Consider the following 24,686-nt stretch of genomic DNA (forward strand, 5'->3'; position numbering starts at 1 on the left):
GCTCATCGCTCACCTCCCCGATCGGATTCCTCGCACCTTGAGGCTCGTCGATACGACTCAGCCTCTCCACGTAAGACCTTTGGCACTTCGTGACGTCACCCGGGAGCGGGAGCCAATCGGGGCGACCCCTTAAGCCGGGGAAGCCTGTCCTGACCCGGAGCGTCTCTCGACGTGTGGGGTCGCTGGCGTGTGTTCACGAAGGAGCCTCAGCTAACGATCGGCGCCTAACGCGTCAAGTGTAGGCCACGGACGGCGCGACTTCGTCCCCGAAGGCCGAATCCGGTGCCCCGAAATTCTGGGAACTGTCGGCGGCGCGTGAATCCTGGTCACTTTCGGCGCTCGAAAAGTGAACGGTTGCGGGCAGTCTAGCTGTACTGACCGGACACATTGGTTGAAGCAGGCAGGGTGAGAGGTCACCGATGGTGCCGCGCTAATTCTCGACCGACTGAAGCGATGCCTGGTACACAGCGACGAACCGCCCCACCGGACCTGCGCTGTCCTTGCTCGTGCCAATAATCGGACAGTTCGGATCGAACAGCTGGTTTGCCCAGAGGGTTGAGTCACAACGCAGGTCGGCGTCATCGATGACAGTCGACTCCCGCACGACGAGCAGGCCTGTCCCGTCCAGCTTCACGCGGTAGGTGTAGTCCTGCGGCCGCGTGCAGCGACTGTCGAACAGTGTCAGGTCGAACTCGAGCGTGCTGCCAGGTGAGGTGAGGCCTGCGGCCATCGTCTTCATGGCGAGGACCGCCGCATCGGGTGTCAGGCCGCCGCTGGGATCCCAGGTGGGCGACGACTGAGCCCACCGGGCAATGCCCTCCAAGGGGCGCTCCAGCTCGTGGCCCCAGCTCGTCAGCTGGTAGATCGAGCCCCCAGCTGGCGACGTCGTGTCAAGTCGCTGCACAAGGCCCCTGGTGTCCAGGTCGCGTAGGCGGGCTGTCAATACGGCTGGGGTCACGCCGTGCAGCAGTAAGGACAGCTCCGAGAACCGCTTGGGCCCAAGGAACAGTTCCCGCAGGATGGGATAGGTCCACACGTCACCGATGAGCTCGATGCCGTGCGCTGAGGCGCAAGCGTCTCCATGCTCCGCGTAGGTCTTCTTGATGGGCATATGACAAGCCTACCCATCAGCTATGGACAACATAGTTGTTACTATGTTTAATATAGTTCATGAGTGCGCAGCCGACGGACACCGTCCTCACCACAGCCGACGGGGCCACCCTTGCCTTGACCACTCAGGGCAGCGGACCCCAACTCCTCATCGTTCCCAGCGTCGCCAGCTCGCGGACGATCGACCCCCAGCCTGACCTGGCCACCACCCTCGCCACGTGCTTCACGGTGACCACCTATGACCGTCGTGGCACAGGGAAGAGCACCCTGCCGCCCGGCTCCGACCCCGACTGCTACACGGTCGACCAGGAGATCAACGACATCACCCTGATCGCCCAGCATCTCGGCGCCACCGTCGACGTGTACGGGTTCTCCTCGGGCGCCGACCTCGCGCTGCTCGCTGCCCAGGCTGGCGCACCCATCCGCACCTTGTACCTGCTCGAGCCGCCGCTGTTCGAGCCCGGCACCCTGGCCGTTGAGCGGGCCCGGATGAAGGACCTGCTGGCGCGTGACCGGCAGCAGGCTCGCGACTACTACCTTCGCGATGTCGTCGGCATCCCCGCCGACATCGTTGGGCAGATTCCCACCTTGGAGCAGCACCTCGCAGACGTCCCGGCCAGCCTGCACGAGTTGACCTTCCTTCCTGGCTGCAACGCCCAGCGGTTCGAAGGCCTCGCGACCCCGACAGTGCTGATGGTCAGCACCCACACCGCCCCGCGGCTCAAGCGGTGGGCCGCCGAGTTGGAGCAGGCGCTTCCACAGTCGACGCTGCACGAGCTTCCCGGCGAGTGGCATGGCATTCCCGCGGAAGTGCAGCTGGCAGCGATCCGCAATCACTCTGACCAGCAAGCCTGACCAAACGCAACCGCACATCCATACTCCCTGGACGGGGCCCATCCTGATCGGGTGGGCCCCGTCCAGCAATTGCAGGAGCCCCATGTCTCACGCCAACGCAGCACTCACCCCGCGCCACCGCCTGATCGTCGCCCGTCTGGTCATAGACGAGGGCTGGCCGATCAGGGAGGTAGCCGCTCGCTTCCAGGTTTCCTGGCCAGCCGTCAAACGCTGGTCCGAGCGTTATCGCAATGGCCAATCCATGCAGGACAGAAGCTCACGACCCCATCGCTCGCCGAACAGGACCATCGCCAGGATCGCGAAACGCTGTATCAGCTTGCGTTTGCGCCTGAGAGAGGGACCCGTGCAGTTGGCCTGTCGGCTCGGGATCGCCCCGTCGACCGTCCACAGGATCCTCGTTTCAGTCCATCTCAACCGGCTCACGCACGTCGACCGCGCCACCGGAGAACCGATCCGCCGCTACGAGCACGACCATCCCGGCGCGATGCTGCATGTCGATGTGAAGAAGCTCGGCAACATCCCCGACGGGGGCGGCTGGCGTTATGTCGGCCGGCAGCAAGGCGCGAAGAACCGCGCCGCCACACCCGACAAACCCAGGAACAAGTACCGGGACGGCGGATTCAACCGGTGGTCGCAACGAGTTCTGTGAACTTCTCCGATGGTGTCAGATAGCCGAGCGTTTTGCGTGGTCGTCCGTTGAGCGAGTCCTGGATCGCGGTCAGCTCAGCGCGGGTGACGATGCTCAGATCGGTGCTCTTCGGCAGGTACTGGCGTAGCAGTCCGTTGGTGTTCTCGTTGCTTCCGCGCTGCCACGGGGAGCGCGGGTCGCAGAAGTAGATCGGGATGCCGGTCGCTGTCGTGAACTCGGAATGCTTGGCCATCTCGGCACCCTGATCCCAGGTGATCGTCCGCGCCAGCGACGCCGGCAACGCGGTGATCGCCTCGCGCATTGCGGCCTCCACCTTGTCTGCACTCTTCCCGTCGGGCAGGTGCAGCAGAAGTGTGAGGCGGGTGCTGCGTTCAACGAGGGTTCCCACGGCGCTGCGACTGTTCTCACCGAGGATCAAGTCGCCTTCCCAATGCCCCGGCACGGCGCGGTCTTCGACCTCCGCGGGGCGCTCGCTGATCATCACCATCCCTGGCAGCCGGCCTCGCCGGTCCGTCGCGGTCCGCGACTTCCGTGCCGCACGCCCTGACCGCAGGCAGCGGGCAAGCTCGCGGCGCAACTGCCCGCGTCCCTGCACGAACAGGGACTGGTAGATCGTCTCATGACTCACGTGCATCTCCGGGTCGTCGGGATGCTCCAACCGTAGGCGGGCGGCGATCTCCTGCGGAGACCACAGTTGCTCCAGCTGCGTCGCGACAACCTCGAGCAGCCGTCCACCGTCAAGCTTGAACGGCTTCGGTCGGCGGGCCTGCTCTCGCGCGTCCTCATGCGCCCGCCACGCCGAGTACCCCTCCCGCCCGCCGCCGCGCTTGACCTCGCGGCTGACCGTCGACACCGCCCGTCCCAGGGCGAGCGCGATCGCGGTCAACGTGTCACCGCGCGCGAGACCAACCAGGATCTCCTCACGATCGAAGACCGTCAGATGCCCCTCGCGCGGCTCCCAGCCGAACGGCTTCCCGTCGAGGTGACGGCCTTCCCGCGCCATGCGGCCGACCATCGGGGCCGTGCACCCGATCTCGCGGGCGATATCGATGAGCCGCCACCCCTTCGAGTGGAGACGGAGCGCGAGCTGCTTCTGCTCACGACTGAGATGACCATGCTTGCCCTGCAACGAATGCCTCCCGAGATCAGCGTCTGCTTCATCTCACAGCACTCATTGCGACCACCGGTTGAATCCGCCGACCCGTTGATGGGCAAGGCCTATGTCCACACCGTCATCGACGACCACTCCCGAGTCGCCTACGCCGAGATCCACGACGACGAAACCGCCCAAACGGCCACCGCCGTCCTGGTCCGGGCCGTCGAATGGTTCAACGCCCGCGGCGTGATCGTCGAACGGGTCCTGTCCGACAACGGCGGCGCCTATCGCTCACACCTGTGGCGTGACACCTGCGCAGAACTCGGCATCCGGCACAAGCGCACCCGCCCGTATCGGCCGCAGACCAACGGAAAGATCGAGCGCTTCCATCGCACCCTGGCTGACGGCTGGGCCTATGCCCGCTGCTACACGTCTGAGGCCGAACGACGGGGCGAGCTCGAGGGCTGGTTGCACTACTACAACCAGCACCGGCCCCACACGGCCTGCGGGAACCAGCCGCCGTTCTCACGCTTGATCAACGTCCCCGGTCAGTACATTTAGTCATGGTGAGGTTCTCAGCCGGCAGCCGGCCGCGGCGGGGTGCCCGCGGGCGGCCTCTCAGAGGGGTGTCAGCCGCGGGCCAGCCTGGGGAGGCCAGCCTGGCGGTGTCAAACCCCTGCTAAGGAAGGTCGGTCGAGGCGAGCGCCTCCTCCAGCTGTCCGAGGGTGAAGATCCAGCCGTGACGGTAGGACTCCGCAGGAGCGTCGTCGGGCCACGGACCGGAGTGCAGGATCATGACGCGCGTGCCGCCGTCGACGGCGTCGAGCCGCATGTCGACGGCCTCGTCGGGCATCTCCCCGTCGTCGTCGCGCCAGGCCCAGGTGTACGCGAGATGGCTCGGTGCGTCGACGGCAAGGTAGTTGCCCTGCAACTCGACGCCCGCTCCGTGTGCGGCGATGCGGTAGGCGCCGCCGGGGCGAACGTCGGCGTCGATCTCGACGTCGCTCCAGTGGCTCCACCACCAAGAGCGCAGGCCCTCGGGGCTCGCGAGTGCCGCCCAGACGCGGTCGACGGGTGCAGCGACGACGTGCTCGAGCCCCTCACACCGGTCCGTCGCGTTCGAGGCGGATCTCTGTTCTCCGGTGTGCGGACTGCCTCGCTGTCAAGAACGTCTTCAGCGCCGAGGCCGTCTTGCCGTCCAGACCAAGGAACCCGTCCCGCGCGTACTCGCGCACCCCTGGCCGGTGTCCGTGTCTGGGGCGTCTTGTCAGTCGAGCTGGTTGTGCTGGGTTGGGGACTGCCGCAATGGATTCGTCGGCCCCGCACACGTTGTCGAGCGCGCCGTCTGTTGCCTGCGCGCACCCGGTCTGTCCCTGTCCGCAGCACCGTCAATCTGATCGATGAGGCCATGCCCTGTCAGTGCGAGCACAACCGCGACGGCCGACACCACGGCGCACCTCGTAGCTCGCGTCTGCGGTCGGTGAGCCGTCGGCGCGTGCGAGAGCGCTGCGTCGACGACCATCATCACAGGTCCACCGAGGCAGACTTGCCGGATGCAGATCAGGGATTACCGACGGTACCTGGCGGCCGTAAACGCCCGAAACTGGAACGTGGCCGCAGAGCACGTCGCGCACGAGGTCAGCGTCAACGGCGAGCTGATCGACGGTGCCACCTACGTTGGCAACCTGCGCCGTCTGGCCGCCACACATCCCGACCATCGCTGGGAGATCACCGACTTGCTGTGCAACGGTGATCGCCTCGCTGCACGACTGACCACCACCTGCTCGGAGGGGCAAGGCTTCGAACTCGCGCACTACCGGTGGGCCAACCGGCGGATCGTCGAGGTGTGGACCATCGGCACGGAGCCGGTTGTGCAACCTCACGAGCATGTCATCGGCGAGGGCGAATAGGGATACGGTTCGGCTGGGCGCCACGACAGAGACGACTCTGGCGAAGCGCGGCCGCCTGTAGGGTCAGGGCACTCGGTTCCGGCCCGAAGGAAGGCGCCGCAAGCTCACCTTTCGAGGGAGCGGGTCATGATCAGGAATACGGGACCAGCGAGGGTCTGGACCACCGCGGCTGCAGAACGGGCGAAGCCGGTGTCGACAGCCGACTTGGGAATCCGCGATTCGGGATCTGGGCGTACGCGGTCCTGACCGCGATATACCCCACGCCGTGCCCGCGACTCGGCCTTGGCGTCCACCCGTCGGACGACGGTGCCGGCGGCAGCGAGTGAGGCTGTCGGTGCCTCGGATGAACGCGCGCCGCACCGCGGAGGAGTGCGCGGGGCCCGCTGGTCTCGCCGGCCTCAGCTGCTTGGGGAGTGCGTCAAGTACACGGTGAACTCCTCACCCGGCTCACCCTCTGCGGCGGTGTCCGACGGCTCCACGCTCCGGACGGTCAGGCCTGCCCGCGAGGCGAGCGCGGTGATTGTCTGCCGCGTCTGCCAGTGGATCACCCACTCGCGGTCAGCGCGCTGGGGTGGACCCGACCGGGGCACACGTTCGTAGGTCACCGTGGTGCGGCGGGTTCGAGCGTTCTGGTTGTAGTCCTCCGACACCGGCGTGTAGCGCAGCAGGTCACCGCGGTGATCGATAGTCTCGCGCGCCACGCCAAACTGCTCCCGGGGCGTCGGGCCGGCGACCCACAGCGGCACCATGATCGTGCCGTCGGTGGCGAGGTGGCGGCGGAAGGACTTGAGGGCTCGCAGGGCCGCGTCGTCGTGCGGTAGCAGCTCGAAGGTGGGCCCGGCCAGGTATACCGACCGGTAGGACCGTCCGAGGTCCATCTCTTCCATCCGCGCGACGTGAAGCCGGACGTCCAGCCCTTGCGTGCCCGCCGCCAGTCGCGCCTGCTCGATCATGTCGGGTGAGGAGTCGACGCCGTCGACATCGAGTCCCTCGCTGACCAGCTGGAGCATCGGTTGACCGGCACCGCAGCCGACTTCGAGGGCCGGTTCACCGTGCGACCGGACGAAGTCCGCGTATCGACTCGGATCGAATGTCTCAGCCTTCAACGCCGAGTACACCTCCGCGACCAGTCCAGTGTAGAAGCTCGCAGGATCACTCATGAAGCCTCCTGGGGACCTGTAGGGGCGCTCACTGCCCCGCGGTGCGCTGTGATGACGGTGTCCACGGCGTCAGACCGAGGAGACGTAGTTCGTGAGCGCGGTAACGAGGTCGTCGACGCGGGTGTGGGTCCACTGCACGCCGGGGTCGGGTTCGATGTAGGCCAGGACCGTTGAGGCGACCATGTATACAGCCGAGTCCCATTGCGCCGGCTGTGTGCTGCCGAAAGCGCGCATGGGGCGTGGGGTGTCGGTGGCATTTTCTCCCAGGGTCAGTCGGGTGAGCAGGCCGGACATGGTGGCGCCGGCTGCTCGGCTCATCAGCTCGAAGCCGTCCGGTCCGGCCAGTGGAGCGACGAGCCGGTAGCCGAGCAGACCGGTGAACTGCGCGTACGCACGCGCCCGAGCATCCGTCACCCGACGTTCCGCACTGGCGAGGGCGGCGGTGACCTCATCGCGCACCTGCGGGTCGGTGATGCCCTGATGACTGGCCAGCAGGACGGTGAACGTGCGCCACTGCGGTGAGGTGCTGACAACCCGGTAGTCCGCGCCGATGGACACCCGCAGCAGCTCGACGACGAGGTCGCGGTGCCCCTCCGGAGACCCCAGGCGCGCAGCGTGTTCGAGGACGACGTCCGCCGCCGGCCCGACGATGCTGGCCTCGGGGGCAGGGAGCGTGGTGCCGCCGGCCAGCTCCAGCAGGACATCGCCGTAGAAGTGATCGCGTTTGGGCCAGCGCCGGTAGGCGGACGTGCGTGAGACTCCCGCCTGCCGGACTACCTCGTCGAACGGGATCGACTCCAGCCCGGTCGAGATGCCCTGCTCGTGCACGAGCGCGACTGCGGCGTCGAGCATGCGCCGCTCCGTCTCCCGGTCACTCATCCGCGTTCCAGCCATGAAGCAAGTCTAGCTCTTCGAGTACCGACAGTGGTACTCTGAGTACCGTCAAAGACATTGAGAGTACGAATGGATGGTGGGCACGTGGAGGTTCTACTGGTCGTCGAATCGTGGTTCGGCAACACTCGGACGATCGCGGATGCGATCGCGCAGGGCCTGTCGCAGCAGGGCGGACGCGTGCAGATGCTCAACGTCGAGGACGCGCTCGCCGAGGTGCCCGCAGGCGTCGACCTGGTGGTTCTCGGAGCGCCCACGCACAACCGGGGCCTGTCCACGACTGCGACCCGGCAGAAGGCCATCGCGGCCGGAGCCAAGCACGGTGCGACCGGTGCGCAGGAATGGGTCGACACCGTGCAGCTGCGGGACGGGGTGAAGGTCGCGGTCTTCGACACGGTCACCAGCAAGAGCTGGTTCAGCGGCTCGGCGGCCAAGGCCGCCGCCCGAACCCTCGCCCGCCGAGGACTGGCTGCCGCTGCCGAGACCAAGAGCTTCACGGTCAGAGGGCTCAAAGGCCCCCTGCGTCCAGGACAGGTCAACGCCGCCCAGAGCTGGGGCCAGCACCTCGCCCGCCAATAGACCCAAGCGTCCAGACTCACGAAGAAGCGAAACTCGCCATGATCACGCCTCCGACCGCACCGCCCCTGTCGAGCGGTCTACCGCATGCCGCTCCCTTGACCAACGCCGACGGCCGCCCCCTACGGGATTGAGGAGCCTCCACCGTGCCCAGCCACATCGCGGTCGTCTACCTGACCATCGCCCTGGTGCCCCTCGCCAGCATCCTCACCTGCGTCTACGCGCTGTCGACGAGAAGCCGGGCGCGAATGCGCCTGCCGACCATCCTCGCCAACGTCGCCGCCGTCACCGCGGTCATCTGGGCATCCAGCGAAGGGCCAGCGCTCCTGGAACACGTGGAGCAGACAGCGACATCGGCGGAAGCAGCCGCAGCGAACGAGCACGCGCTGGGCAGCGCGAACCTCTTCTACGCCACCGGGGCCATGCTTACCCTCGTCCTGATCACCGTGTGGTGGGTCCTCCGCCCCGGCCGAGAGCCATCGGTCCTCTCACGGATCGCTTCGACCTTGCTGGTCATCGCCGCTGGCGCGTCCCTGATCACCCTCGCTCTCGTGGCTCAGGCCGGCGCCACTGCCGTCTGGACCGCCGCGTGAGCCCCATCCGGTTCGACTCCACAGCCACGGACGGCACCACGATCAGCACGCCATCCACCCCGACGACTGCCCGGAGTCGCGGCACCAGCTTGCACGCCGAGTTCTCACGCACACCTGAAAGGAAGCGCCACCCATGCCCAATCCCGTCACGTTCGTCAACATCATCGACGTCGAACCAGAACAGCAGCAGGCCGTCATCGACATCCTCAAAGAGGGCAGCGAGAAGGTCATCTCCCACCGGCCCGGCTTCATCTCCGTCACGATCATCGCCAGCGCCGACCAACGGCGGGTCATCAACATCGCGCGATGGCACAGCGCAGACGACGTGCGAGCGACCCAAGCCGACCCTGCCGCAGCCGAATACGCCCAGCGCACCGCCGCGATCGCTCAGGCACACCCCGGTCTCTATGCGACCGTCGCGGAGTACACCGCCCGCGCGTGACCAAACCAGGGAAGACCTCGAGCGGTGACCAGCTAAACCAGCGACGCCACGATGTCAGGCGAGCGGAACCGACGCGGAGGACCTGACAGCACCGGTACTCCCGAGTTCTCACCCATCCTCGCCCGCAGCAGGACGATGTACGCGCCTGTGGCGCCCGTCGCCTTCGACTGCGTCCAGTTGGTGTTCGTCCGCGCCGGCTCTGCGATCACCTTCAGCGAGTTCGGCGCTCATCCGGTCAGAGTCGGCGACGTCGTCGCCCTGGCTGCGAACACGCTTTGCGGGAGCGAACTTGAAGGGTCATTCACCGTCACCACGCTCTACCTCGACGGCGACTACATCGTCGACCAGGTGTTCTGGCAGAACGCCGCAGTGCTGGCCGACCGACTCGACGCCCGAGACTTCGCCGACGAGCTGTACTGCGAGGCGGCACAGATCCTGCACCTGGGTGAGAACCGAGTCGGCATGCTCAGCCCGTGGCTCGACGAGCTAGTTGTACTGACCGGGGACGTTGATCAATCGTGAGAAGGGCGGCTGGCCTCCGCAGGCGGTGTGTGGTCGGTGCTGGTTGTACTCGTGGAGCCAGTCGGCGAGGGCATCGCGGCGTTCGTTCTCGCTCGTGTAGCAGCGCGCATACGCCCAGCCGTCGGCCATGGTGCGGTGGAATCGCTCGGCCTTGCCGTTGGTCTGTGGGCGGTATGGCCGCGTTCGCTTCGGAGTGATCGATAGAGCCTCGCACGTGTCTCGCCACAGGTGAGAACGGTACGCACCACCGTTATCGGACAAGATGCGCTCAATAGCGACCCCTCGGTCGGCGAACCACTCGACCGCTCGATGCAGGACTCCGACGGCGGTGACAGCGGATTCGTCGTTGTGAACCTCGGTGTAGGCGACGCGCGAGTGGTCATCGATGATGGTGTGCACGAACGCATACCCGAGCTTGGGGTTGCGCCACTTGTTCTTCGGCTTGCCGGGAGTGACGGCACGATTCCTCGATCCTTGACGTCGCCCGACGTATCGCCAGCCCCCACCGTCGGGGATGTTCCCGAGCTTCTCCACGTGCACGAGCGAGCCAGGGTGGTCGTGTTCGTATCGGCGGATCGGCTCGCCGGTGGCAAGGTCGACGTAGGAAAGTCGATTCATGCGCGCGGTCGTAAGGATGCGGTGGACCGTGGCCGGGGCGATGCCGAGTCGGGCTGCGAGTTGAACAGGCCCTTCCCTCAGGCGCATTCGTAGGCTCACGCACCGTTTTGTCGTCTTCTTGCTCGTCTTGTTCGGCGAAGATTTCGGCCGTGACGACCGGTCCTGCATCGGCTCGCCAGCAAGGTAGCGGTCGACCCACCGCTTCACGGTCAGCCACGACACCTGGAAGCGGGCAGCGACTTCGCTGATCGGCCATCCTTCCTCGATGACGAGGCGTGCGACTCGTAGACGATGACGTGGGGTCAGCGCGGCATTGCGATGCCTCAAAGTGCCTCCTGAGATAGATCGGTGGCCGGCCGCGTTTGCGACCGGCCACCGGATGATGGAGTTGGAGTAGAGATCTCTACTCGGCGCCTTGCGCTGCATGGAAGGTGAGTGCTGGCTCGAGCCAGGACTCGAGCCCAGGTCCCTGGAGTGCGGCCTGCTCGACGCAGATCCAGCCGTCACCCATGGGGCGGTCTGCGCCCATGAGCGCAGGGTGAGCACCAGGGCGGGCGAGTAGGTCTTCTGCGTCAGTGGGGTCGATGCGTAGCAGGAGTGTCCCTTCCCGACGAGCGGCGACGACCATCCGGTCCTCGACCATGAACGACACTCCCCCGAACATCGACACCTCACGAGGGTTGCGAGCTCTTAGCGCGTCACGAACTCGCTCGACCAGGTCCTTCTGTGCTGTCATCGTCCACCCTTCTCGATGTACTCGGGGCCGCTGTAGTGAAGGTTCAAGGACGCGATGCGTCCGCCGTCGAAGGTGAAGAACTCCGCGAAGGTCATGGGACCGCCGGGCATGGTCGCCGTATAGAGCACGGCGGAGCCGTTAGGGCCGTGCACGTCGTGGATGATCTCGATCTGCTTGACCGTCGCAATGAAACCGGCAACCCCGCCCAGGAAGCCATCGGTGGCGTCGGGGAGGTGTCCAGCGAGGGAGCCCGTGAAGTCGAGGTGGTCACCCAGCAGAGGCCGTAGGTCAGCCCCATCCTGGTAACTGTCGATGCCGGACTCGAGGATCCGGTAATAGTCCTTGAGGGTCTGAGGTGAGGCAGAAGACAGGGTGGCGGGCATGGCTCTCCTTGGTGTGAAAATGGTGCTTGATACTTTCAAGCAGGCACTTGATAAAGTCAAGGGGGTTCAGGTGAAGTCCTACGGACAGCTCTGCTCGATCGCTCGCGCCCTGGATGTCGTCGGTGACCGGTGGACTCTCCTGATCGTGCGTGAGCTGCTGATCGGGGGCGCATTGCGCTTTGGCGAAGTCCAGCGCGGCCTGCCTGGCGTCGCGACAAACCTGCTCACCCAGCGTCTGCGGGACCTCGAGACCAACGGTGTCGTCGCCCGCGAGCCCGCCCCAGGAACCCCGGGCACGCCAACGTATCGGCTTACCGAGCGTGGCCGGGCCCTGGACGGAGTGCTGCGCGAGCTTCTGAAGTGGGGTGCACCGACGGTTCCAGACGCGCCGAGTGATGCGATCTTCCAGATGCACTGGCTCAGCCAACCGGCACGCTTCCTCCTCGCGGATCACAGACCGGACGAGCCACCGATCCTGATCCGGTTCGGCACCTTCGACGACGGCTTCGACCTCACCGCCGCCGACGGGACCATCACGGTGGACCCTTGCCAGCGCGATGTCAGCCCCCTGGCGGGTGTTACAGGCCCCGGGCCGGTACTGGTTGCCCTCCTACAAGGCGCAATGCCTCTGCCCGCCGCTATCGCGCAGGGCGTGGATGTCACCGGCGATGCCGCGGCCCTGACGCGAGTTCTACCAGCACCGCAAGCGTCGACTAACGTCCCCGGTCAGTACAACTAGCTGTCGATTTCAGAGGCCCGAGATTGGAGTAGCGATGGGGAAGGCACGAGCCGCGAAAGCCGCGCGGAAAGTGGCACGCGATCGACTCGCCGGTGCAGAGTTCTGGCACGGCGGGATCGGGGGGCTCGCGGTCGGAGATGAGATCCTCCCACCCACCGCCCAGGCCGCCGGTGCGCCAGGTCACAGCGCCCTGTACATGGACGAGGCACGAGCCGATCGGGTGTACTTCACCACGGATCGAGAACTCGCCCGAGTGTTCGCGTCGATCGCGCTCAGATGCCGAGGGGCCGGTGCGCTCTACCGCGTGCAGCCGATCGGGAACGTGGACACCGATCCCGACTTCCCGGCCGTCGGGCTCCACGCCCGGCGGGCGCTGATCCTGGACGTCGAAGAGTTGACTTCTCCGCTGAGCTCGGAGGAGGAGCGGCGCCGCGAAGCACCATACGTGACGTGGGATGACGGCCGGCCGATCTACGACGCTAACGGCCGCATCCAGATCACCTGGCAGATGGAACAATACGGCCTCACCCAGTCGGATCTCGACCGACAGCTACCCGCCTGGATACACCCCAACGACGCCGCCGACCGGGTGGCCGCTCTGCTCGGGACACGTCATGCCTGAGTCATCGAAGCGCGCGAACATCGACCGCCTGTGGCCTCTCCTGCTGCAGAGATCGGAGCAGTGATGCCAGGCGAATCGTGGCCGCTGCTCCTGGTTGCAGCGATCATCCTCGGCGCAGCGGCATGGCTCCTGCTGCGTGCCCAGCAGTCTCCATCGCTACCCACCAACATCGGCGGCATACGGATCGAAGTGATCGCGCCGGTGCTGTCGGAGGATCGTGTGCTGGAGCAGGTATGGGAGGTGCCCGTCGTGCTCACGAACAAGACCCGCCGGCCTCGGGCTGTGCCGGTGCTCGCACAGCGAGCTGAGGTTCGGACGAAGCGGGCGCGGTACATCGCCGAGCTGACGACGGAGGTCAGCTGGGAGCGTGAGGAGGATGGGGCGCGCCTAGAACTGAACCCGGCAGGCACCACGATCGGCAGTGTGTGGGTGGTTCTGCCGGCGGGGGAGCCCCCGCTGAGGTTACGCCTCCAGGAGCTCCAACCGAAGCAGCGCCGCCTGCTCGCCCGACTGACGTCGTGAGCCTCCCGGACCTGACGGGCACCCGCCCGCCGCGACTGCGAGATCGCGCACGAATGGGCGGGTGGGGTGTCGCCTGGTTGTTCGCTGCCGTGTTCCGGAAGCCGTCGCTGGGCGGGGTGTTCATCGCCACACTCCTCTGGGTTGTGGACCCCCTGAGAACCCTCAAACGTCAAACGCTCTGTGTGTGAAACGGTTCTATGCCGCGGGGTGACCGTGAGGCCACCCCCCCCCCGGGGTCTACCCCCTAGGGCGTGTTGATCAAGAGGTTCCGCTCCTCGGTGGGTGAGTCTTGAACGGTGACGCGACAGGAGATCTCTGACGAGGTGTGGGCCGTGATGGAGCCGTTGATGCCGACGGTGACCGGTCGGTCGCGGCCGTGGACGGATCACCGGCTCGCTATCGAGGGGATGGCGTGGAAGTACCGGACCGGTGCGCCGTGGCGTGACGTTCCGGAACGGTTCGGGAAGTGGAACTCGATCTACAAGCGGTTCAACCGGTGGGCCGGGGACGGCACCTGGCAGAAGCTGCTCACCGAGGTGCAGAAGCAGGCCGACGCCGCTGGGGAAATCGACTGGGTCGTCTCGATCGACTCCACGATCGCGCGCGTGCATCAGCACGGCGCGACCCTCGCCCGGGACACAGGGGGCTGTGCCGAATCACAAGAATCCGTGGTCCGAGCCGCCTGATCACGGGATCGGACGCTCCCGCGGCGGGCTGACGACCAAACTGCACCTGGTCTGCGACGGCCGCGGCCGGCCGCTGAGCATGATGATCACCGCCGGGAACATCAACGACACCACGATGATGAGCGCGGTGCTGGAGAACATCCGCGTTCCCCGCGACGGGAAGGGCCGCCCCCGCACCCGCCCCGACCGGGTGCTCGCCGACAAGGGGTACCCCTCAAGGGCGAACCGCGCCTGGCTCCGCGACCGGAGGATCGCGGCGACCATCCCCGAGCGGGACGACCAGATCGCGCACCGCCGCAAGAAGCCGGGCCGGCCGATCGCTTTCGGCGACAAGCAGAAGGAACGCTACAAGGGACGCAACGTCGTAGAACGCTGCTTCAACCGTCTCAAGCAGTGGCGCGGCATCGCGATGCGCTCGGACAAACTCGCCCGCAACTACCGAGCCGCCGTCAGCCTCGCCGCGGCGCTGATCTGGATCAAGACCGATCTCCGCTGAGCGCTTCGCGCTCCTGCAGCGTGCGCTCAAGCTGTCCCACCGTCGGCGCACCCGCAAAGCCGCGCTCGGTCAGATAGACCCTGCACGCCAAGTCGGCAGTGTTCCCCTGGGACGGGAACAAGTCCTGACCGTCCAGAAGAATCGTGGGCGAGCCCGCGAAACCAGAGCTCACCGCCTCAGCCTCGGTGCGGATCAACACGAACTCCACCGGAACATCGCCCCGTCCGATCGAGTCGAGCACCAGCCGTACTCGATCGCCCGCCTCCTGCCAATTCGGGCAATCCTCGATATGCAGCACCTGGATCTTCACACGCCCATTCTCCCGCGCAACTCGCGGCGGCTGGCCACCCCGCACCTTCTTGATCAACACGCCCTAGGCAACGACCGGAGCGTTCCCGCGCAGTAGTGTCATCGCAACCGAAGCACGTAAGAAGATCTCATGCCGCAGGGACTCTGGGTATCGTCGTCGTATGCGCCCACCGTTCATGAAGACCCCGGAGCAACTCGAATCTCTCGACGGGCAGCAGTACCTGGTGCTTCGCCCAAATTCAGAGGTGGCGGATCGCTATGCGACGGAGCAGAACGACGCGTTGGCTCTGGCTGGACTCCCGCACCCGCACACGGGGCACGTGACGCTTCGAGGTTTCTACGAGCCAACACGCCGTGGCGAGCTCACGGCGCTGGTCCGCAGTTGGGCTTCCCAGCAACAGCCGATCGAAATCATCGGCGACGCCGTCGATTCATTCCCTGAGCCGTGGCAGATCCTTATCCTTCGACTTGCTCGCACTCACTCTCTCGTCGCCGCCTACGCAACCTTGACCGACCTGTTAGATCAGACCGATTTCCACCGCCTCGGTGAGCTGCCTCTCGATGACTGGACTTTCCACATGTCCGTGGCCTACGGCAAGACACTGTCGAGCGAGGACTGGAAGGCGATCGAGTCCGCACGAGTTCAGGAGTTCAGGCATCCAGTTCGCGAGACCGTCAACGAGATAGAGCTCGTCTCGTACGCAAACGGCGAGGAGCACAGCGAGGTCATCCAACTCGGCATTTGAGGTGCGGTGCGCCCTCGCACCGATCGCCCCAACACCACCCGCCGAAAACGATGGCGGTCTCAACCGATCAACGCACCACCCCTGGGATGATGCGGACGATCGGAGAGGCGGCGCGTGAGCTCGGCGTTGACATTGGAACAACAGGACGCGATCTGGGACAGATGGCGGGCCGGGGAACCGGCGCGGATGATCGCGCGCGCCGTCCGTTGCGGCCCCGCGGCAGTGCGAAGGCACCTGGCGCTCACGGGCGGCATCCGACCGTTGCCTCGGAGTCGTGCTGCTCTGAGACTCTCGCTTGTGGAGCGCGAGGAGATATCGCGGGGCATCGCCGCAGGCGAGTCCGCTCGGGCGATCGCGTCGAGGATCGGTCGCTCGGCGTCTTCGGTGTCACGAGAAATCGCGCGCAACGGAGGCCGGGACGCATACCGGGCCGCGAATGCCGATGCGGCGACGTGGGAGCGGGCTCGCCGGCCGAAGGCGTCGAAGCTGGACCGGCACGAGGGGCTGCGTGAGTTGGTGCGGTTGAAGCTCACGGACGATTGGTCGCCGGAGCAGATCGCTGCCTGGCTGCGGCGCAGCTTCCCCGACGAGCCCGAGTGGTGGATCTCGCACGAAGCGATCTACCGCCACCTCTATGTCTCGACCCGGCATGCTCTCCCGTCCGTGTTGACGTCGCACCTGCGCTCCGGACGGCCGGTGCGGATGTCGCGCCTCGCACGGAAGACCAAGCAGGGGCGCGGCCGGTTACGGAACATGCTCTCCATCCACGACCGACCAGCCCAGGTCGAGGACCGGGACGAGGTGGGGCATTGGGAGGGCGATCTTGTGATGGGTGCACGGCCGAGCGCGGTCGCGACGCTCGTGGAACGGTCGACGCGCACGGTCCGGCTCGTGCGACTGCCGGGGATCAAGGGGCCGGACGTGCGCGCCGCCCTGGTCCAGAACCTCCGAACCCTTCCGAAGGAGCTGCTGCGGACGCTGACGTGGGACCGCGGCCGCGAGATGTCCGAGCACGAACGCATCGCCCAAACGCTGGGCATCGACGTGTTCTTCTGCGACCCGCGTTCCCCATGGCAGCGCGGCTCGAACGAGAACACGAACCGACTGCTGCGGCAGTACCTGCCGAAACAGGCCGACCTGACCCGCTTCACCCAGACCGATCTGGACCGGATCGCGGAAAAGATCAACACACGGCCCCGCCGGGTGCTCGGCTGGGACACCAGCCACGACCGACTCCTCGACGCGCTCATGACCTGACTACGCGCGAAGGGATCGGTCAGCGTGCGATAAGAAATCCACGTAGCGCGACGGACCATTGGTCGAATGCGTCCAGGTGCGCATCGTGCGTCGCGCCGGTGAGGTCGGCTCGTTTGGCGTTCTTGCCACGGGCGACAAACTCGGCTTTCTGCCCTTCGGTGAACATGCCGCCGTCGGCGTAGACCACGAGCGTGGGCACGGTGATGCTCTCCCACTCGCTCCAACGTGGCACCGCCACCTCGGAGATGGCGCGAACCATCACGTCGGCGGCGAACCGCGGGTACAGGCCGTCCTCGCGCTCCTCCAGGTCCGCCGCCCACGCTCGCGCCAGCGGGCCACCGCCGAGCAATTCGCGCGCCTCCTCCCGGCTGGAGAAGGGGGTCTCCCAGGAGCGGAAGTAGTCGCCGAGCGCGGCGTGTTCTTCCGCCGACCCGCCGCCTTCGTTGCCTTCTAGGAGCACGAGGCGGTTAACCAAGTCTGGGTGCGCGGCCGCGACGAGCATTGCCGTGTGGGCTCCCATCGACTGGCCGATGAGGTCCACCGGCTGCGCTCCCTCTGCCTCGATGACCCGGGCAACGTCGTTGACGAACGCCGCGCGCGACACTTCAGCCGGCATGCGTGTGGACAGCCCGTGGCCGCGCTGGTCAATCAGGAGCACTCTCCGAGGGGCCAGCGCGTGAGCGGTCGGGATGAATTCGCGGCCGCTGCCTGCCAGTCCGTGCAAGATCACGACCGCCGGGTCCGCCCCGTCGAAGACCGAATACGAGATCGTCGTGCCGTCCTCGACCGTCACTGCACGCCGCGCCTCACCCATTCCACGAAGCTACAGCGGCTCGGAGCCTGCGCGCGATAGCCGGTCGTTCACCGCTCCACCCCTCGGATGAAAAGAAGCCGCGTCAACATTGGGCTACGGATGCGCGTATAGCCCGCACGAATTATTGCGCGGTGACGGTGCCGTATCTGCAACACTGGTCCAGTGAGCGGAGCGAAGGTCGGGTACGCGCGGGTCTCGACCGCCGGGCAGGACGTCGCGGCGCAGCGTGAGGGGCTCGCAGCGCTCGGTGTGAGCCCGAAGCTCGTCTACGTCGATCACGGATTGACGGGCCGTAACCGGGACCGGCCGGGCCTGGCCCAGGCCCTCGCTGCGGTGCGGGAGGGCGACACGCTCGTGGTGACGAAGCTCGACCGGCTCGCGCGGTCGCTGCCGGACGCGCGGGACATCGCCGACGAACTGACGAGCAAGGGCGTCGCGCTGAGCATCGGCGGTTCCGTCTACGACCCGAACGATCCGGTAGGCCGGCTGTTGTTCAACGTCCTCGGCATGGTTGCGGAGTTCGAAGCCGACCTCATCCGGGCCCGCACGCGGGAGGGCATGCAGATCGCCAAAGCCGCCGGTAAGCTCCGCGGCCGCCAACCCACCCTGAGCAAGGCAAAGCGGAAACATCTGCTCGACCTCGCCGCCGCAGGCAAGCACACCCAAGCCGAACTCGCGGAACTGTTCGACGTGTCCCGCACCACCATCTACCGCGAGCTCCGCCGCGAGTCGAACTGACGCGGATACGCTCGACGGCACGGGTGGTGCGTTGATCGGTTGATATCACCATCGTTATCGGCCCACACAAACCGAGCGCTCACACACCCACTCGCTGCCGTCAGTGGCGGGGATCACAACTTCTGCCGGAGCATGCGCGCCCCGAAGGGCGGCGCGCTCGCGCTCATCGAGTCGATGCACCCGCAGCTCGTAGCGGCCGTCGACGAGGTAGACGCGGACGTGCACATCACCGCAGCCCACCCCGCTCTCGCGGAGAGGTACAAGGGCATCGACCCGCTCCTGATCGACATCGGCAGAGCGTTCCCGCGCGGAACCAAGCTCTACCGTCCTCGCAGATCCGACCCGAAGCGCAACGCTCCGCAGCTCTCCTAGCGCCCTCACGGCCCGCGACCGCGAGGTCGGATGCGGCCAAGGCGCGGAGATGATCGCCGACCATCCCGGGGGCGTCGAACTCCTCGAGCCCGGCGACGCGGATCAGACTCTCAGGGGTCACGTGCCGCACCGGGCTGCCCGGAGGGTCGGCGGCAGCGACGACGACTGCGACGACCGTGCCGTCCGACCGGAGCGCATCGTCGGCGGCAACGGCCAGCGCGTGCAATGCTCCCAGGCTGTGTCCCAGGAGCACGGTGGGGCGCGCCCTCGACGCCATGAACGCCCTCAGCGTTTGTACGAGCTCCTCGACGTCGGAGTGCGGGGGAAGGTCTTCGAGCGCACCTCGCCCTGGCGAGCACACCCCGAAGACGTCGACCGACGCCGGCATCGTCTCGGCGATCGCCTGCAGGTACGACGGTGCGGCCAACGCGGGGGGGAGCACGATACAGTCGCCGGACCGCGCAAGTTCGCTGGATCGCGACCCGAGAGGGTCGATGCGGATCATGAGATCGCGGCCAGCCTGCGCTGGAATGCGGCGGCGACCTCGTCGACGGCCGCAGCCGGTAGTCGCCGTCCGTCGTACTCGAGGAGTCCGACGAGCCCCGTACCGCGATATCCGAGGGTCAGTGACAGCAGGAACCTCGAGCCGCTGCGGGCGTAGAATTCGAAGACGGGTGCCATCTCGGGCTGCGACCGGTCACGCATGACATCTACGGTGCAGTCGGGGAGTGCCTCAGCGCCACCCGGGGCGTTTTGCAGGACGAAGAGCACGCCGTCTTCGGGCATCGGAGACCACGCGCCTGCGGCTGGCTGCAGCAGCCGTGCCAGCACGGTTCGAGCGTGCGCGCCTTCATGGTCTGCCGCGCGCACGAGTGCACCGAGCCCACCAACATCCACCACGCGCACGAACATTCCAACGGCAGCCGCATCGTCGACCGAGTCGCGCCCGGCATGCGGACTCCAGACGCGGACATCCGGCGAAACGATCTCGCACTCCTCTATCGCCCGGAGGAGGGAGTCTAGGAGCACAAGATAGGGCGTCGTGTCTACTCGCCTGCAGTGCTCCTCGATGCGTGCCCTGGCGGACTCATCGATACGCACCTCCAGCGTGCCGGGTGCGGCCTGCGCCTCGAGGTGGGCTGCGCTCGGCGGCGGCTCCACGACACGCTGTCGCCCGAGGAAGTCCGCATACGAGCCTGCGGCTGGCGACTCCGATCCGCCGCGGTAGGCGACGACGAAGTCGTCCCACAGCGTCCCCAACGACCACCCGTCCACAACCGCATGCGAGAACGACCAGACGAGGATGTGGTGCTCGGCGTCCATCCGATGCAGCGTCGACCTCGCTAGCGACGCGCCGGGCAGTAGCGCAAGGGGCGCGGCCCGAGCATCGCGGAGCAATCGTTCCGCCGTCTCCTGGTCGACGTCCGAGACGGTCCCGCGCGCAAGCGGCCAGTCGCCGTCCGCATGGAGCACGAAGCTGTCCATGCCATGCGCGGCGACGAGCCGGAGCGCATCATGCCGTTCGACGAGAATTCGCTGCGCCGCGAGCACCCTGAGGGGGTCGAGCGGGCCCACGATGCGGAATGCGAAGTGCAGCTGGTCCGTACCTAACCGGATCTGCGCACGTTGACGCTCGACGATCTCGTGATGGATCGGCAGGAATGGCAGCGTCATCGTCGACAGCTGAGCGAACAGCTCGTCGACGGCTTGGCCGTCGAGGGCGGTGAGCAGGCGCTCGAGCTCGTAGGCGGACGTGTGGTCCTGAGCGCCCGTCATCCGCGCGCCTCGTCCTTCTCTACCCCCGCTGCGACGGCGGCGATAGAGGACCCCGCGAAGAAGTCGGCGACACTCACAGCCACGCCGAGGCGTTCGCGCAGCAGGGCGACGACTCGGGTCGCCTGCAGCGAGTTTCCTCCGAGCCGAAAAAAGCTCACGTCGGGGTCGAGCGACCCCTCCCCGAGGACGGCTACGAACACCTCGTCGTGGACGCGCTGCTCCGTCTCGCTGAGCGCCCGACCGGCAGCGGTGGGGTGCACGGAGACTGGGTGGCGTCGCAACATGGCGTCACGCGCCACCTTGCCGTTAGCGGTTCGCTCGATCGCCTGCACGACCGTGAGCGCGGCGGGGACAGAGTATTCGGGCAGCAGGGAGCTCGCGTGGTCCAGAGCGACCTTAACGGCGCCTGGCGCTGCGCTCTGAATCCACCCCACGATTCGCGCGCCGGCGCCCTCGACGGCCTGGATGGCGACCGCAGCATCGGACACCTCAGGCGCCTGCCGCAGCGCCCCCTCGATCTCTGCCAGCTCAATGCGGAAGCCGTTCACTTTCGCCTGATCGTCCCTCCTCCCCAGGAATCGGAGTTGACCGTCCCCGTCCCACCTGCACAGGTCGCCCGTGCGGAAGTAGCGCCGGCTGCTGTTTCCCAGTTCGAGCGTCACGAACGCCTGCGCCGTGGTGGCCGCATCACCGAGGTAGCCGTCCGCCAGAGTAGGGCCTGCGATGAGCAGCTTACCCACTGCGCCACGCGGCAGCACCCTGCACTCGTCGTCGACGATGACGGCAGTGACACCGGGGATCGGCCGACCAATTGGCGGGTTCCCCCGCCATGGCACCTCGCACCGAAACAAGGTGACGGCGACCGTGGTCTCGGTAGGTCCGTAGCCGTTCCAGAACTCCCGGCCGTGGACGCCCCACGATCCGATGAGCGCTCCGTCAAATGCCTCTCCTCCGACGCTCACCAACCGCAACTCGGGCAGTGCTGCCGGTGCGAGCTGCGGCATAAGGGCCGGCGGGAGCTCGGCGACCGTCACGTGATGCCGTTGCATGAGGCTCATGAGCTCCGCGGGATCCATACGCTGGCTCACCGAAGGAATTGCCATAGCTGCGCCCGCCGCTAAGGTCGCGAACAGGTCGAAGACCGCCACATCGAACGTCGGTCGGGCGAAGGCGAGCACCACATCGTCCCGATCGATGCGATAGGCCCCCACGATCTCGCGGGTGAAGTGTGCCAGAGCACCCTGACCGACCGCCACTCCCTTGGGTGTGCCGGTCGTGCCCGAGGTGAAGAGCACGTACGCGTCGTCGCCCGGCACGACGTCGACCGACGACGACGCAGTCTCGGCCCAGACTGTCGCGATCTCAGCGACGGGTGCACTGAAACCGGTCTCGTCGTCAAGTCTCGCGTCCACGAGCACGGCGCGCGCATCCGCGAGGTCTGCGACAGCCTGCCGACGACCGCTCGGCCATGCGAGATCGAACGGCACGAACGCCGCCCCCACCAGGTGCGTCGCGAGGACCGCGACGACGAACCGTGCACCCTGCGGTGCCGCCACCAGCACGCGGTCGCCCTCCATGACGCCCTGAGCGTGTAGCCACGCCGCCGTCGAACGGACCCGCTCACCGAGATCGCCGTACGTCAGCGACTCGTCGTCTCCGACAATCGCTGGAGCTCCCGGTCGGGTCTCGACGTGCTTGAGGATCCGGGTGATCGCTGCCTCCGCTGGAGCTGGACGTGCAGCGGGCTCCGCTTCCAGTTCGACGATCCCCTCGACGTCGTCCACGAGTTGCAAAGCCGCGAGCGTGTCATTGACATCACGGCTCGCGTGCCGGAGCGCGAGCGAGAACGCCGTCGCAAAGGAGGCAATCGTCGTCTCGTCGTAGAGATCAGGGTTATATTCAATGCTCGCCAGCAGACCCCCGGCGCTCTCGCGAGCGATCACCGACAGGTCGAACCGAGAGCCGCCGTCGTGGATCTTTCCGTGCTCCCAGCGGATGCCGTCCCACTCGTCTGGTAGCGTCGCAGCCGCCTCGTATGCGAACTCGATCTGGACGAGCGGGCTCCGGGAGGGGTCGCGCGGAGGGTTTACCGCCGACACGATATCGGCGAACGGGAGCTCTCGGTGGTCAAGCGCCTCGAGCACCACATCACGCACTCCGACGATGTGGTCGGCGACGGACGCCGACCACGACACGGGAAGCCGCATCGGGAGCATGTTGACGTAGTAGCCGATCGAGCCTTCGAGTCGTGGGTCGGTGCGGAGGTCCACCGGGGATCCGATGAGCAAGTCGTCCTGACGCGTCCAGGCGGCGACCACGGCTGCGAACATCGCGAGCGAAGTAGCGTAGGAGGTGGCTCCCAGCGCTGCTCCTGCGGTGCGGAGTCGCGTCCATTCGTCGCCTTCGATGAGCGTCTGCTCGTGGAGCACCCCACCGAAAGTCTGCCGCGCCGGACGCGGACGATCCGATGCGAGCTCCGTATGCGGGTGATCGGCGAGCATCCTGCGCCAAGCGTCACGCAGCGAGCGGCCTCGGCGATCGAGGTCATCTCGCTGCCACACGGCCCAGACGGCCACGGTGGCACGAAGTAGACGATCGGAGTACGCAGCGTTTGCTCGCTGGGATACGGCGACCGACGTGGCCCCCGACGCGCCGAGACTTATCGGATACCAGTCGAGAAGTTTCTCACGTCGCGCGATGGTGAGAGTCTGCGCACGATCTCCGGCTATGGCGGCGATGTCCTCGCGGGTTGGCGCTGTCGTTCGGGCAATCGTCACGGGCATGGCAAAGACGTAGCGGTCGAAGTCCTCCTGGACCGCAGCTGCCCTCCCCATCTTCAGGGTCTCACCCCACGCGAATGCTGTCCGTCCGAAGAAGAGCCAAGCTCCCGCGACGGCACCGACGACGACCGCTGCCTGCGGGACGACGATGGCCAGCACGGGCGCCGCGACGCCAATGATCATCACGCCGACCCATCGAGCGGACTGCCATCGCTTCGCGACGTTGTAGATGCGACGTTGCGCGATCAGCAAGCGGAGTGCGTCCGTGTGATTCTGCCGCTCGCGCATCGTGGCGCTCGTTGGCGGCGTATAGTCACGGCCCGCGTGCGAAGCCGTCATTGGTTGAACAGGAGCTTGAGATCGTCGATCGACTCGGCACTCTCGCCGGCGGCCCAGTGGGCCTTGGCGCGACCCGCACGCGTCACTGCGGTGTTCAGTTTCGAGAGAGCGTCCGCCTTGTTCGTGTCGGATGAGCACGCGGTGAAACGCGAACCCAGTCCGGTCGGATCGTTCATCGCGGCCAGCCCGACGTCCTGGAGATGCTTCAGCGCGCCATGGAGATCCCAGACCGCCGAATATGTGTTCTGCCCGTCCATGTACTTCGCGGCCCGCATCTCCAGGTAGCACGAAGAGATTGGAACGTTCCGCTTGTACTTCCAGACCTTCAGTTCGCGCGCCAGCTTCTTGACGGCCCCACTGTGCCGACTATTCACCCCGTTGACGTACGCGTTGTGGTCCTTGGGATGTGTGAGCATCCACCCCCCGGAAGGATGCGCGATCCAGTAGCCGGTCGTTGCCGGGTAGCCCGGCACGACTTCGACGGTTCCATCCGAGAACTTGCACACCACGGCGGGTCGACGCGTGCTGATTGTGGTGCTCGGAAATCGCGTCTCGAGGCTGCTCTTCACCTTCTCGAGCATGGTCCAGATCGACTCCGGGCGGATCCCCTTGAGCGACACCAGGTAATCCGCATCGCTGTAGATCCAAACGCCGGTCCCGTGTCGTAGCGATCCAATCTCGAACATCTCGCGCACGCCAAGGTCGCTGTCTAGTCGCGACTCGATGGACGCGCGATGCCCTCGGGCCGCGTCGAACTGGGTCGAGCTCGGCGTGTACTTCGCGTTGAGATCAGAGAGCCAACTGATGGGGGTGTCGCCCACCTATCAATCCTTTCGTCCACAACTGTAGGTTCCCGCTCGAGATGGCGGAGGATGCCGGGATTCCACGGCAAATGGCAGTGATCTCGAGTTCGAGGTTCCACGCGAAACGGCAGATTCCTACAGTCCTC

At 66.5% G+C, this 24,686-nt stretch carries 26 protein-coding genes, 4 pseudogenes and 1 riboswitch; of the genes and pseudogenes, 16 read left to right on the forward strand and 14 right to left on the reverse strand.

Annotated features, from left to right (window positions below; all coding sequences use genetic code 11):
* Positions 1-57: 57 nt before the first annotated feature.
* Positions 58-225: riboswitch (M-box (ykoK) riboswitch) on the reverse strand.
* Between the two features lie 205 nt (positions 226-430).
* Positions 431-1,111: a winged helix-turn-helix transcriptional regulator gene (locus tag JOE53_RS13650; RefSeq protein ID WP_076688265.1), complete on the reverse strand. Its 681-nt coding sequence runs from the start codon at positions 1,109-1,111 to the stop codon at positions 431-433.
* Between the two features lie 59 nt (positions 1,112-1,170).
* On the opposite strand from JOE53_RS13650, the gene JOE53_RS13655 reads away from it, so the two are divergent.
* Both JOE53_RS13655 and JOE53_RS13660 read left to right on the forward strand, forming a co-directional pair.
* The gene (locus JOE53_RS13655) at positions 1,171-1,965 is read left to right on the forward strand and encodes an alpha/beta fold hydrolase (protein WP_204948030.1); all 795 of its coding nucleotides are present in this window, start codon (positions 1,171-1,173) and stop codon (positions 1,963-1,965) included.
* A gap of 82 nt (positions 1,966-2,047) precedes the next feature.
* Positions 2,048-2,572: pseudogene (locus JOE53_RS13660) on the forward strand (helix-turn-helix domain-containing protein); the annotation flags it as partial.
* 13 nt (positions 2,573-2,585) lie between these two features.
* Here the strand turns inward: JOE53_RS13660 and JOE53_RS13665 are convergent.
* Positions 2,586-3,743, reverse strand: a complete 1,158-nt coding sequence (locus tag JOE53_RS13665; RefSeq protein ID WP_204948014.1) for an IS30 family transposase — start codon at positions 3,741-3,743, stop codon at positions 2,586-2,588.
* Positions 3,744-3,815: 72 nt separating this feature from the next.
* Between JOE53_RS13665 and JOE53_RS13670 the strand changes: the two are divergent.
* A pseudogene (locus JOE53_RS13670) lies at positions 3,816-4,271 on the forward strand (integrase core domain-containing protein); the annotation flags it as partial.
* Positions 4,272-4,389: 118 nt separating this feature from the next.
* Here JOE53_RS13670 and JOE53_RS13675 read toward each other — a convergent pair.
* Positions 4,390-4,788, reverse strand: a pseudogene (locus JOE53_RS13675) (SRPBCC family protein); the annotation flags it as partial.
* A 475-nt stretch (positions 4,789-5,263) separates the two neighbouring features.
* Here JOE53_RS13675 and JOE53_RS13680 point away from each other — a divergent pair.
* Positions 5,264-5,620 carry an ester cyclase gene (locus JOE53_RS13680; protein WP_204948031.1) on the forward strand — a complete coding sequence of 119 codons (357 nt, stop codon included), beginning with the start codon at positions 5,264-5,266 and terminating at the stop codon, positions 5,618-5,620.
* A 398-nt stretch (positions 5,621-6,018) separates the two neighbouring features.
* On the opposite strand, the gene JOE53_RS13685 is transcribed toward JOE53_RS13680, so the two are convergent.
* Positions 6,019-6,780 carry a class I SAM-dependent methyltransferase gene (locus tag JOE53_RS13685; RefSeq protein ID WP_204948032.1) on the reverse strand — a complete coding sequence of 254 codons (762 nt, stop codon included), beginning with the start codon at positions 6,778-6,780 and terminating at the stop codon, positions 6,019-6,021.
* A gap of 69 nt (positions 6,781-6,849) precedes the next feature.
* Entirely contained in the window at positions 6,850-7,674 is an 825-nt protein-coding gene (locus tag JOE53_RS13690) for a TetR/AcrR family transcriptional regulator (protein WP_204948033.1), read from the reverse strand.
* An 84-nt stretch (positions 7,675-7,758) separates the two neighbouring features.
* Here JOE53_RS13690 and JOE53_RS13695 point away from each other — a divergent pair, with 84 nt between their 5' ends.
* The 4 genes from JOE53_RS13695 to JOE53_RS13710 all read left to right on the forward strand — a co-directional run bounded on the left by JOE53_RS13695 (position 7,759) and on the right by JOE53_RS13710 (position 9,804).
* Positions 7,759-8,250, forward strand: a complete 492-nt coding sequence (locus tag JOE53_RS13695) for a flavodoxin domain-containing protein (protein ID WP_204948034.1) — start codon at positions 7,759-7,761, stop codon at positions 8,248-8,250.
* Positions 8,251-8,393: 143 nt separating this feature from the next.
* Complete coding sequence (locus JOE53_RS13700) at positions 8,394-8,840, forward strand: hypothetical protein (protein ID WP_204948035.1); 447 nt, start codon at positions 8,394-8,396, stop codon at positions 8,838-8,840.
* A gap of 133 nt (positions 8,841-8,973) precedes the next feature.
* Positions 8,974-9,282, forward strand: coding sequence for an antibiotic biosynthesis monooxygenase (locus JOE53_RS13705; RefSeq protein WP_204948036.1), 309 nt, complete (start codon positions 8,974-8,976; stop codon positions 9,280-9,282).
* Between the two features lie 147 nt (positions 9,283-9,429).
* Positions 9,430-9,804 carry a hypothetical protein gene (locus JOE53_RS13710; RefSeq protein WP_204948037.1) on the forward strand — a complete coding sequence of 125 codons (375 nt, stop codon included), beginning with the start codon at positions 9,430-9,432 and terminating at the stop codon, positions 9,802-9,804.
* On the opposite strand, the gene JOE53_RS13715 is transcribed toward JOE53_RS13710, so the two are convergent.
* The 3 genes from JOE53_RS13715 to JOE53_RS13725 form a co-directional block, all read right to left on the reverse strand.
* Positions 9,769-10,749, reverse strand: coding sequence for an IS481 family transposase (locus tag JOE53_RS13715; RefSeq protein ID WP_204948038.1), 981 nt, complete (start codon positions 10,747-10,749; stop codon positions 9,769-9,771). The genes JOE53_RS13710 and JOE53_RS13715 overlap by 36 nt on opposite strands.
* Before the next feature lie 76 nt (positions 10,750-10,825).
* Positions 10,826-11,158, reverse strand: coding sequence for a TfoX/Sxy family protein (locus JOE53_RS13720; protein ID WP_204948039.1), 333 nt, complete (start codon positions 11,156-11,158; stop codon positions 10,826-10,828).
* Entirely contained in the window at positions 11,155-11,541 is a 387-nt protein-coding gene (locus JOE53_RS13725; RefSeq protein ID WP_204948040.1) for a hypothetical protein, read from the reverse strand. The genes JOE53_RS13720 and JOE53_RS13725 overlap by 4 nt, the downstream gene beginning before the upstream one ends.
* Between JOE53_RS13725 and JOE53_RS13730 the strand changes: the two genes are divergently transcribed.
* From JOE53_RS13730 to JOE53_RS13745, 4 genes are all read left to right on the forward strand, one after another.
* Positions 11,540-12,280: a winged helix-turn-helix transcriptional regulator gene (locus JOE53_RS13730; protein WP_233449585.1), complete on the forward strand. Its 741-nt coding sequence runs from the start codon at positions 11,540-11,542 to the stop codon at positions 12,278-12,280. The two genes, JOE53_RS13725 and JOE53_RS13730, sit on opposite strands and share 2 nt — an antisense overlap.
* Before the next feature lie 70 nt (positions 12,281-12,350).
* The gene (locus JOE53_RS13735; protein WP_204948041.1) at positions 12,351-12,902 is read left to right on the forward strand and encodes a hypothetical protein; all 552 of its coding nucleotides are present in this window, start codon (positions 12,351-12,353) and stop codon (positions 12,900-12,902) included.
* Positions 12,903-12,962: 60 nt separating this feature from the next.
* A complete protein-coding gene (locus tag JOE53_RS13740; RefSeq protein ID WP_204948042.1) occupies positions 12,963-13,424 on the forward strand; it encodes a hypothetical protein in 462 nt (153 codons plus the stop codon).
* Between the two features lie 335 nt (positions 13,425-13,759).
* Positions 13,760-14,606 (forward strand): IS5 family transposase gene (locus tag JOE53_RS13745; protein WP_233449959.1). Its coding sequence is split into 2 segments (ribosomal slippage): positions 13,760-14,065 and positions 14,067-14,606, totalling 846 coding nucleotides; the frame shifts between segments, so codons are not numbered across the junction.
* Here JOE53_RS13745 and JOE53_RS13750 read toward each other — a convergent pair.
* The gene (locus tag JOE53_RS13750) at positions 14,587-14,916 is read right to left on the reverse strand and encodes a hypothetical protein (RefSeq protein ID WP_026095586.1); all 330 of its coding nucleotides are present in this window, start codon (positions 14,914-14,916) and stop codon (positions 14,587-14,589) included. The two genes, JOE53_RS13745 and JOE53_RS13750, sit on opposite strands and share 20 nt — an antisense overlap.
* A 175-nt stretch (positions 14,917-15,091) precedes the next feature.
* On the opposite strand from JOE53_RS13750, the gene JOE53_RS13755 reads away from it, so the two are divergent.
* Both JOE53_RS13755 and JOE53_RS13760 read left to right on the forward strand, forming a co-directional pair.
* Positions 15,092-15,661: a 2'-5' RNA ligase family protein gene (locus JOE53_RS13755; RefSeq protein ID WP_233449586.1), complete on the forward strand. Its 570-nt coding sequence runs from the start codon at positions 15,092-15,094 to the stop codon at positions 15,659-15,661.
* 114 nt (positions 15,662-15,775) lie between these two features.
* A complete protein-coding gene (locus JOE53_RS13760; RefSeq protein ID WP_425562601.1) occupies positions 15,776-16,918 on the forward strand; it encodes an IS30 family transposase in 1,143 nt (380 codons plus the stop codon).
* A 19-nt stretch (positions 16,919-16,937) separates the two neighbouring features.
* Here JOE53_RS13760 and JOE53_RS13765 read toward each other — a convergent pair whose 3' ends face one another.
* Positions 16,938-17,711 (reverse strand): alpha/beta fold hydrolase, encoded by a 774-nt coding sequence (locus tag JOE53_RS13765; protein WP_271171089.1) that lies wholly within the window; start codon positions 17,709-17,711, stop codon positions 16,938-16,940.
* A gap of 183 nt (positions 17,712-17,894) precedes the next feature.
* Between JOE53_RS13765 and JOE53_RS13770 the strand changes: the two genes are divergently transcribed.
* Both JOE53_RS13770 and JOE53_RS14850 read left to right on the forward strand, forming a co-directional pair.
* On the forward strand, positions 17,895-18,470 hold the full coding sequence (locus JOE53_RS13770) for a recombinase family protein (RefSeq protein WP_204948045.1): 576 nt from the start codon (positions 17,895-17,897) through the stop codon (positions 18,468-18,470).
* Positions 18,471-18,602: 132 nt separating this feature from the next.
* Positions 18,603-18,842: a hypothetical protein gene (locus tag JOE53_RS14850; RefSeq protein WP_233449587.1), complete on the forward strand. Its 240-nt coding sequence runs from the start codon at positions 18,603-18,605 to the stop codon at positions 18,840-18,842.
* Between the two features lie 70 nt (positions 18,843-18,912).
* Here the strand turns inward: JOE53_RS14850 and JOE53_RS15220 are convergent.
* The 4 genes and pseudogenes from JOE53_RS15220 to JOE53_RS13790 form a co-directional block, all read right to left on the reverse strand.
* Positions 18,913-19,347, reverse strand: a pseudogene (locus JOE53_RS15220) (alpha/beta fold hydrolase); the annotation flags it as partial.
* The gene (locus JOE53_RS13780) at positions 19,344-20,618 is read right to left on the reverse strand and encodes a condensation domain-containing protein (RefSeq protein ID WP_204948047.1); all 1,275 of its coding nucleotides are present in this window, start codon (positions 20,616-20,618) and stop codon (positions 19,344-19,346) included. The pseudogene JOE53_RS15220 and the gene JOE53_RS13780, both read right to left, overlap by 4 nt.
* Positions 20,615-23,737 (reverse strand): amino acid adenylation domain-containing protein, encoded by a 3,123-nt coding sequence (locus tag JOE53_RS13785; RefSeq protein WP_325168508.1) that lies wholly within the window; start codon positions 23,735-23,737, stop codon positions 20,615-20,617. The genes JOE53_RS13780 and JOE53_RS13785 overlap by 4 nt, the downstream gene beginning before the upstream one ends.
* Positions 23,734-24,558 carry an SMODS domain-containing nucleotidyltransferase gene (locus JOE53_RS13790; RefSeq protein WP_271171088.1) on the reverse strand — a complete coding sequence of 275 codons (825 nt, stop codon included), beginning with the start codon at positions 24,556-24,558 and terminating at the stop codon, positions 23,734-23,736. Before JOE53_RS13790 ends, JOE53_RS13785 begins: the two co-directional genes overlap by 4 nt.
* Positions 24,559-24,686 lie beyond the last annotated feature (128 nt).

It is taken from the genome of Microbacterium laevaniformans, from assembly GCF_016907555.1.
Lineage (GTDB): Bacteria > Actinomycetota > Actinomycetes > Actinomycetales > Microbacteriaceae > Microbacterium > Microbacterium laevaniformans.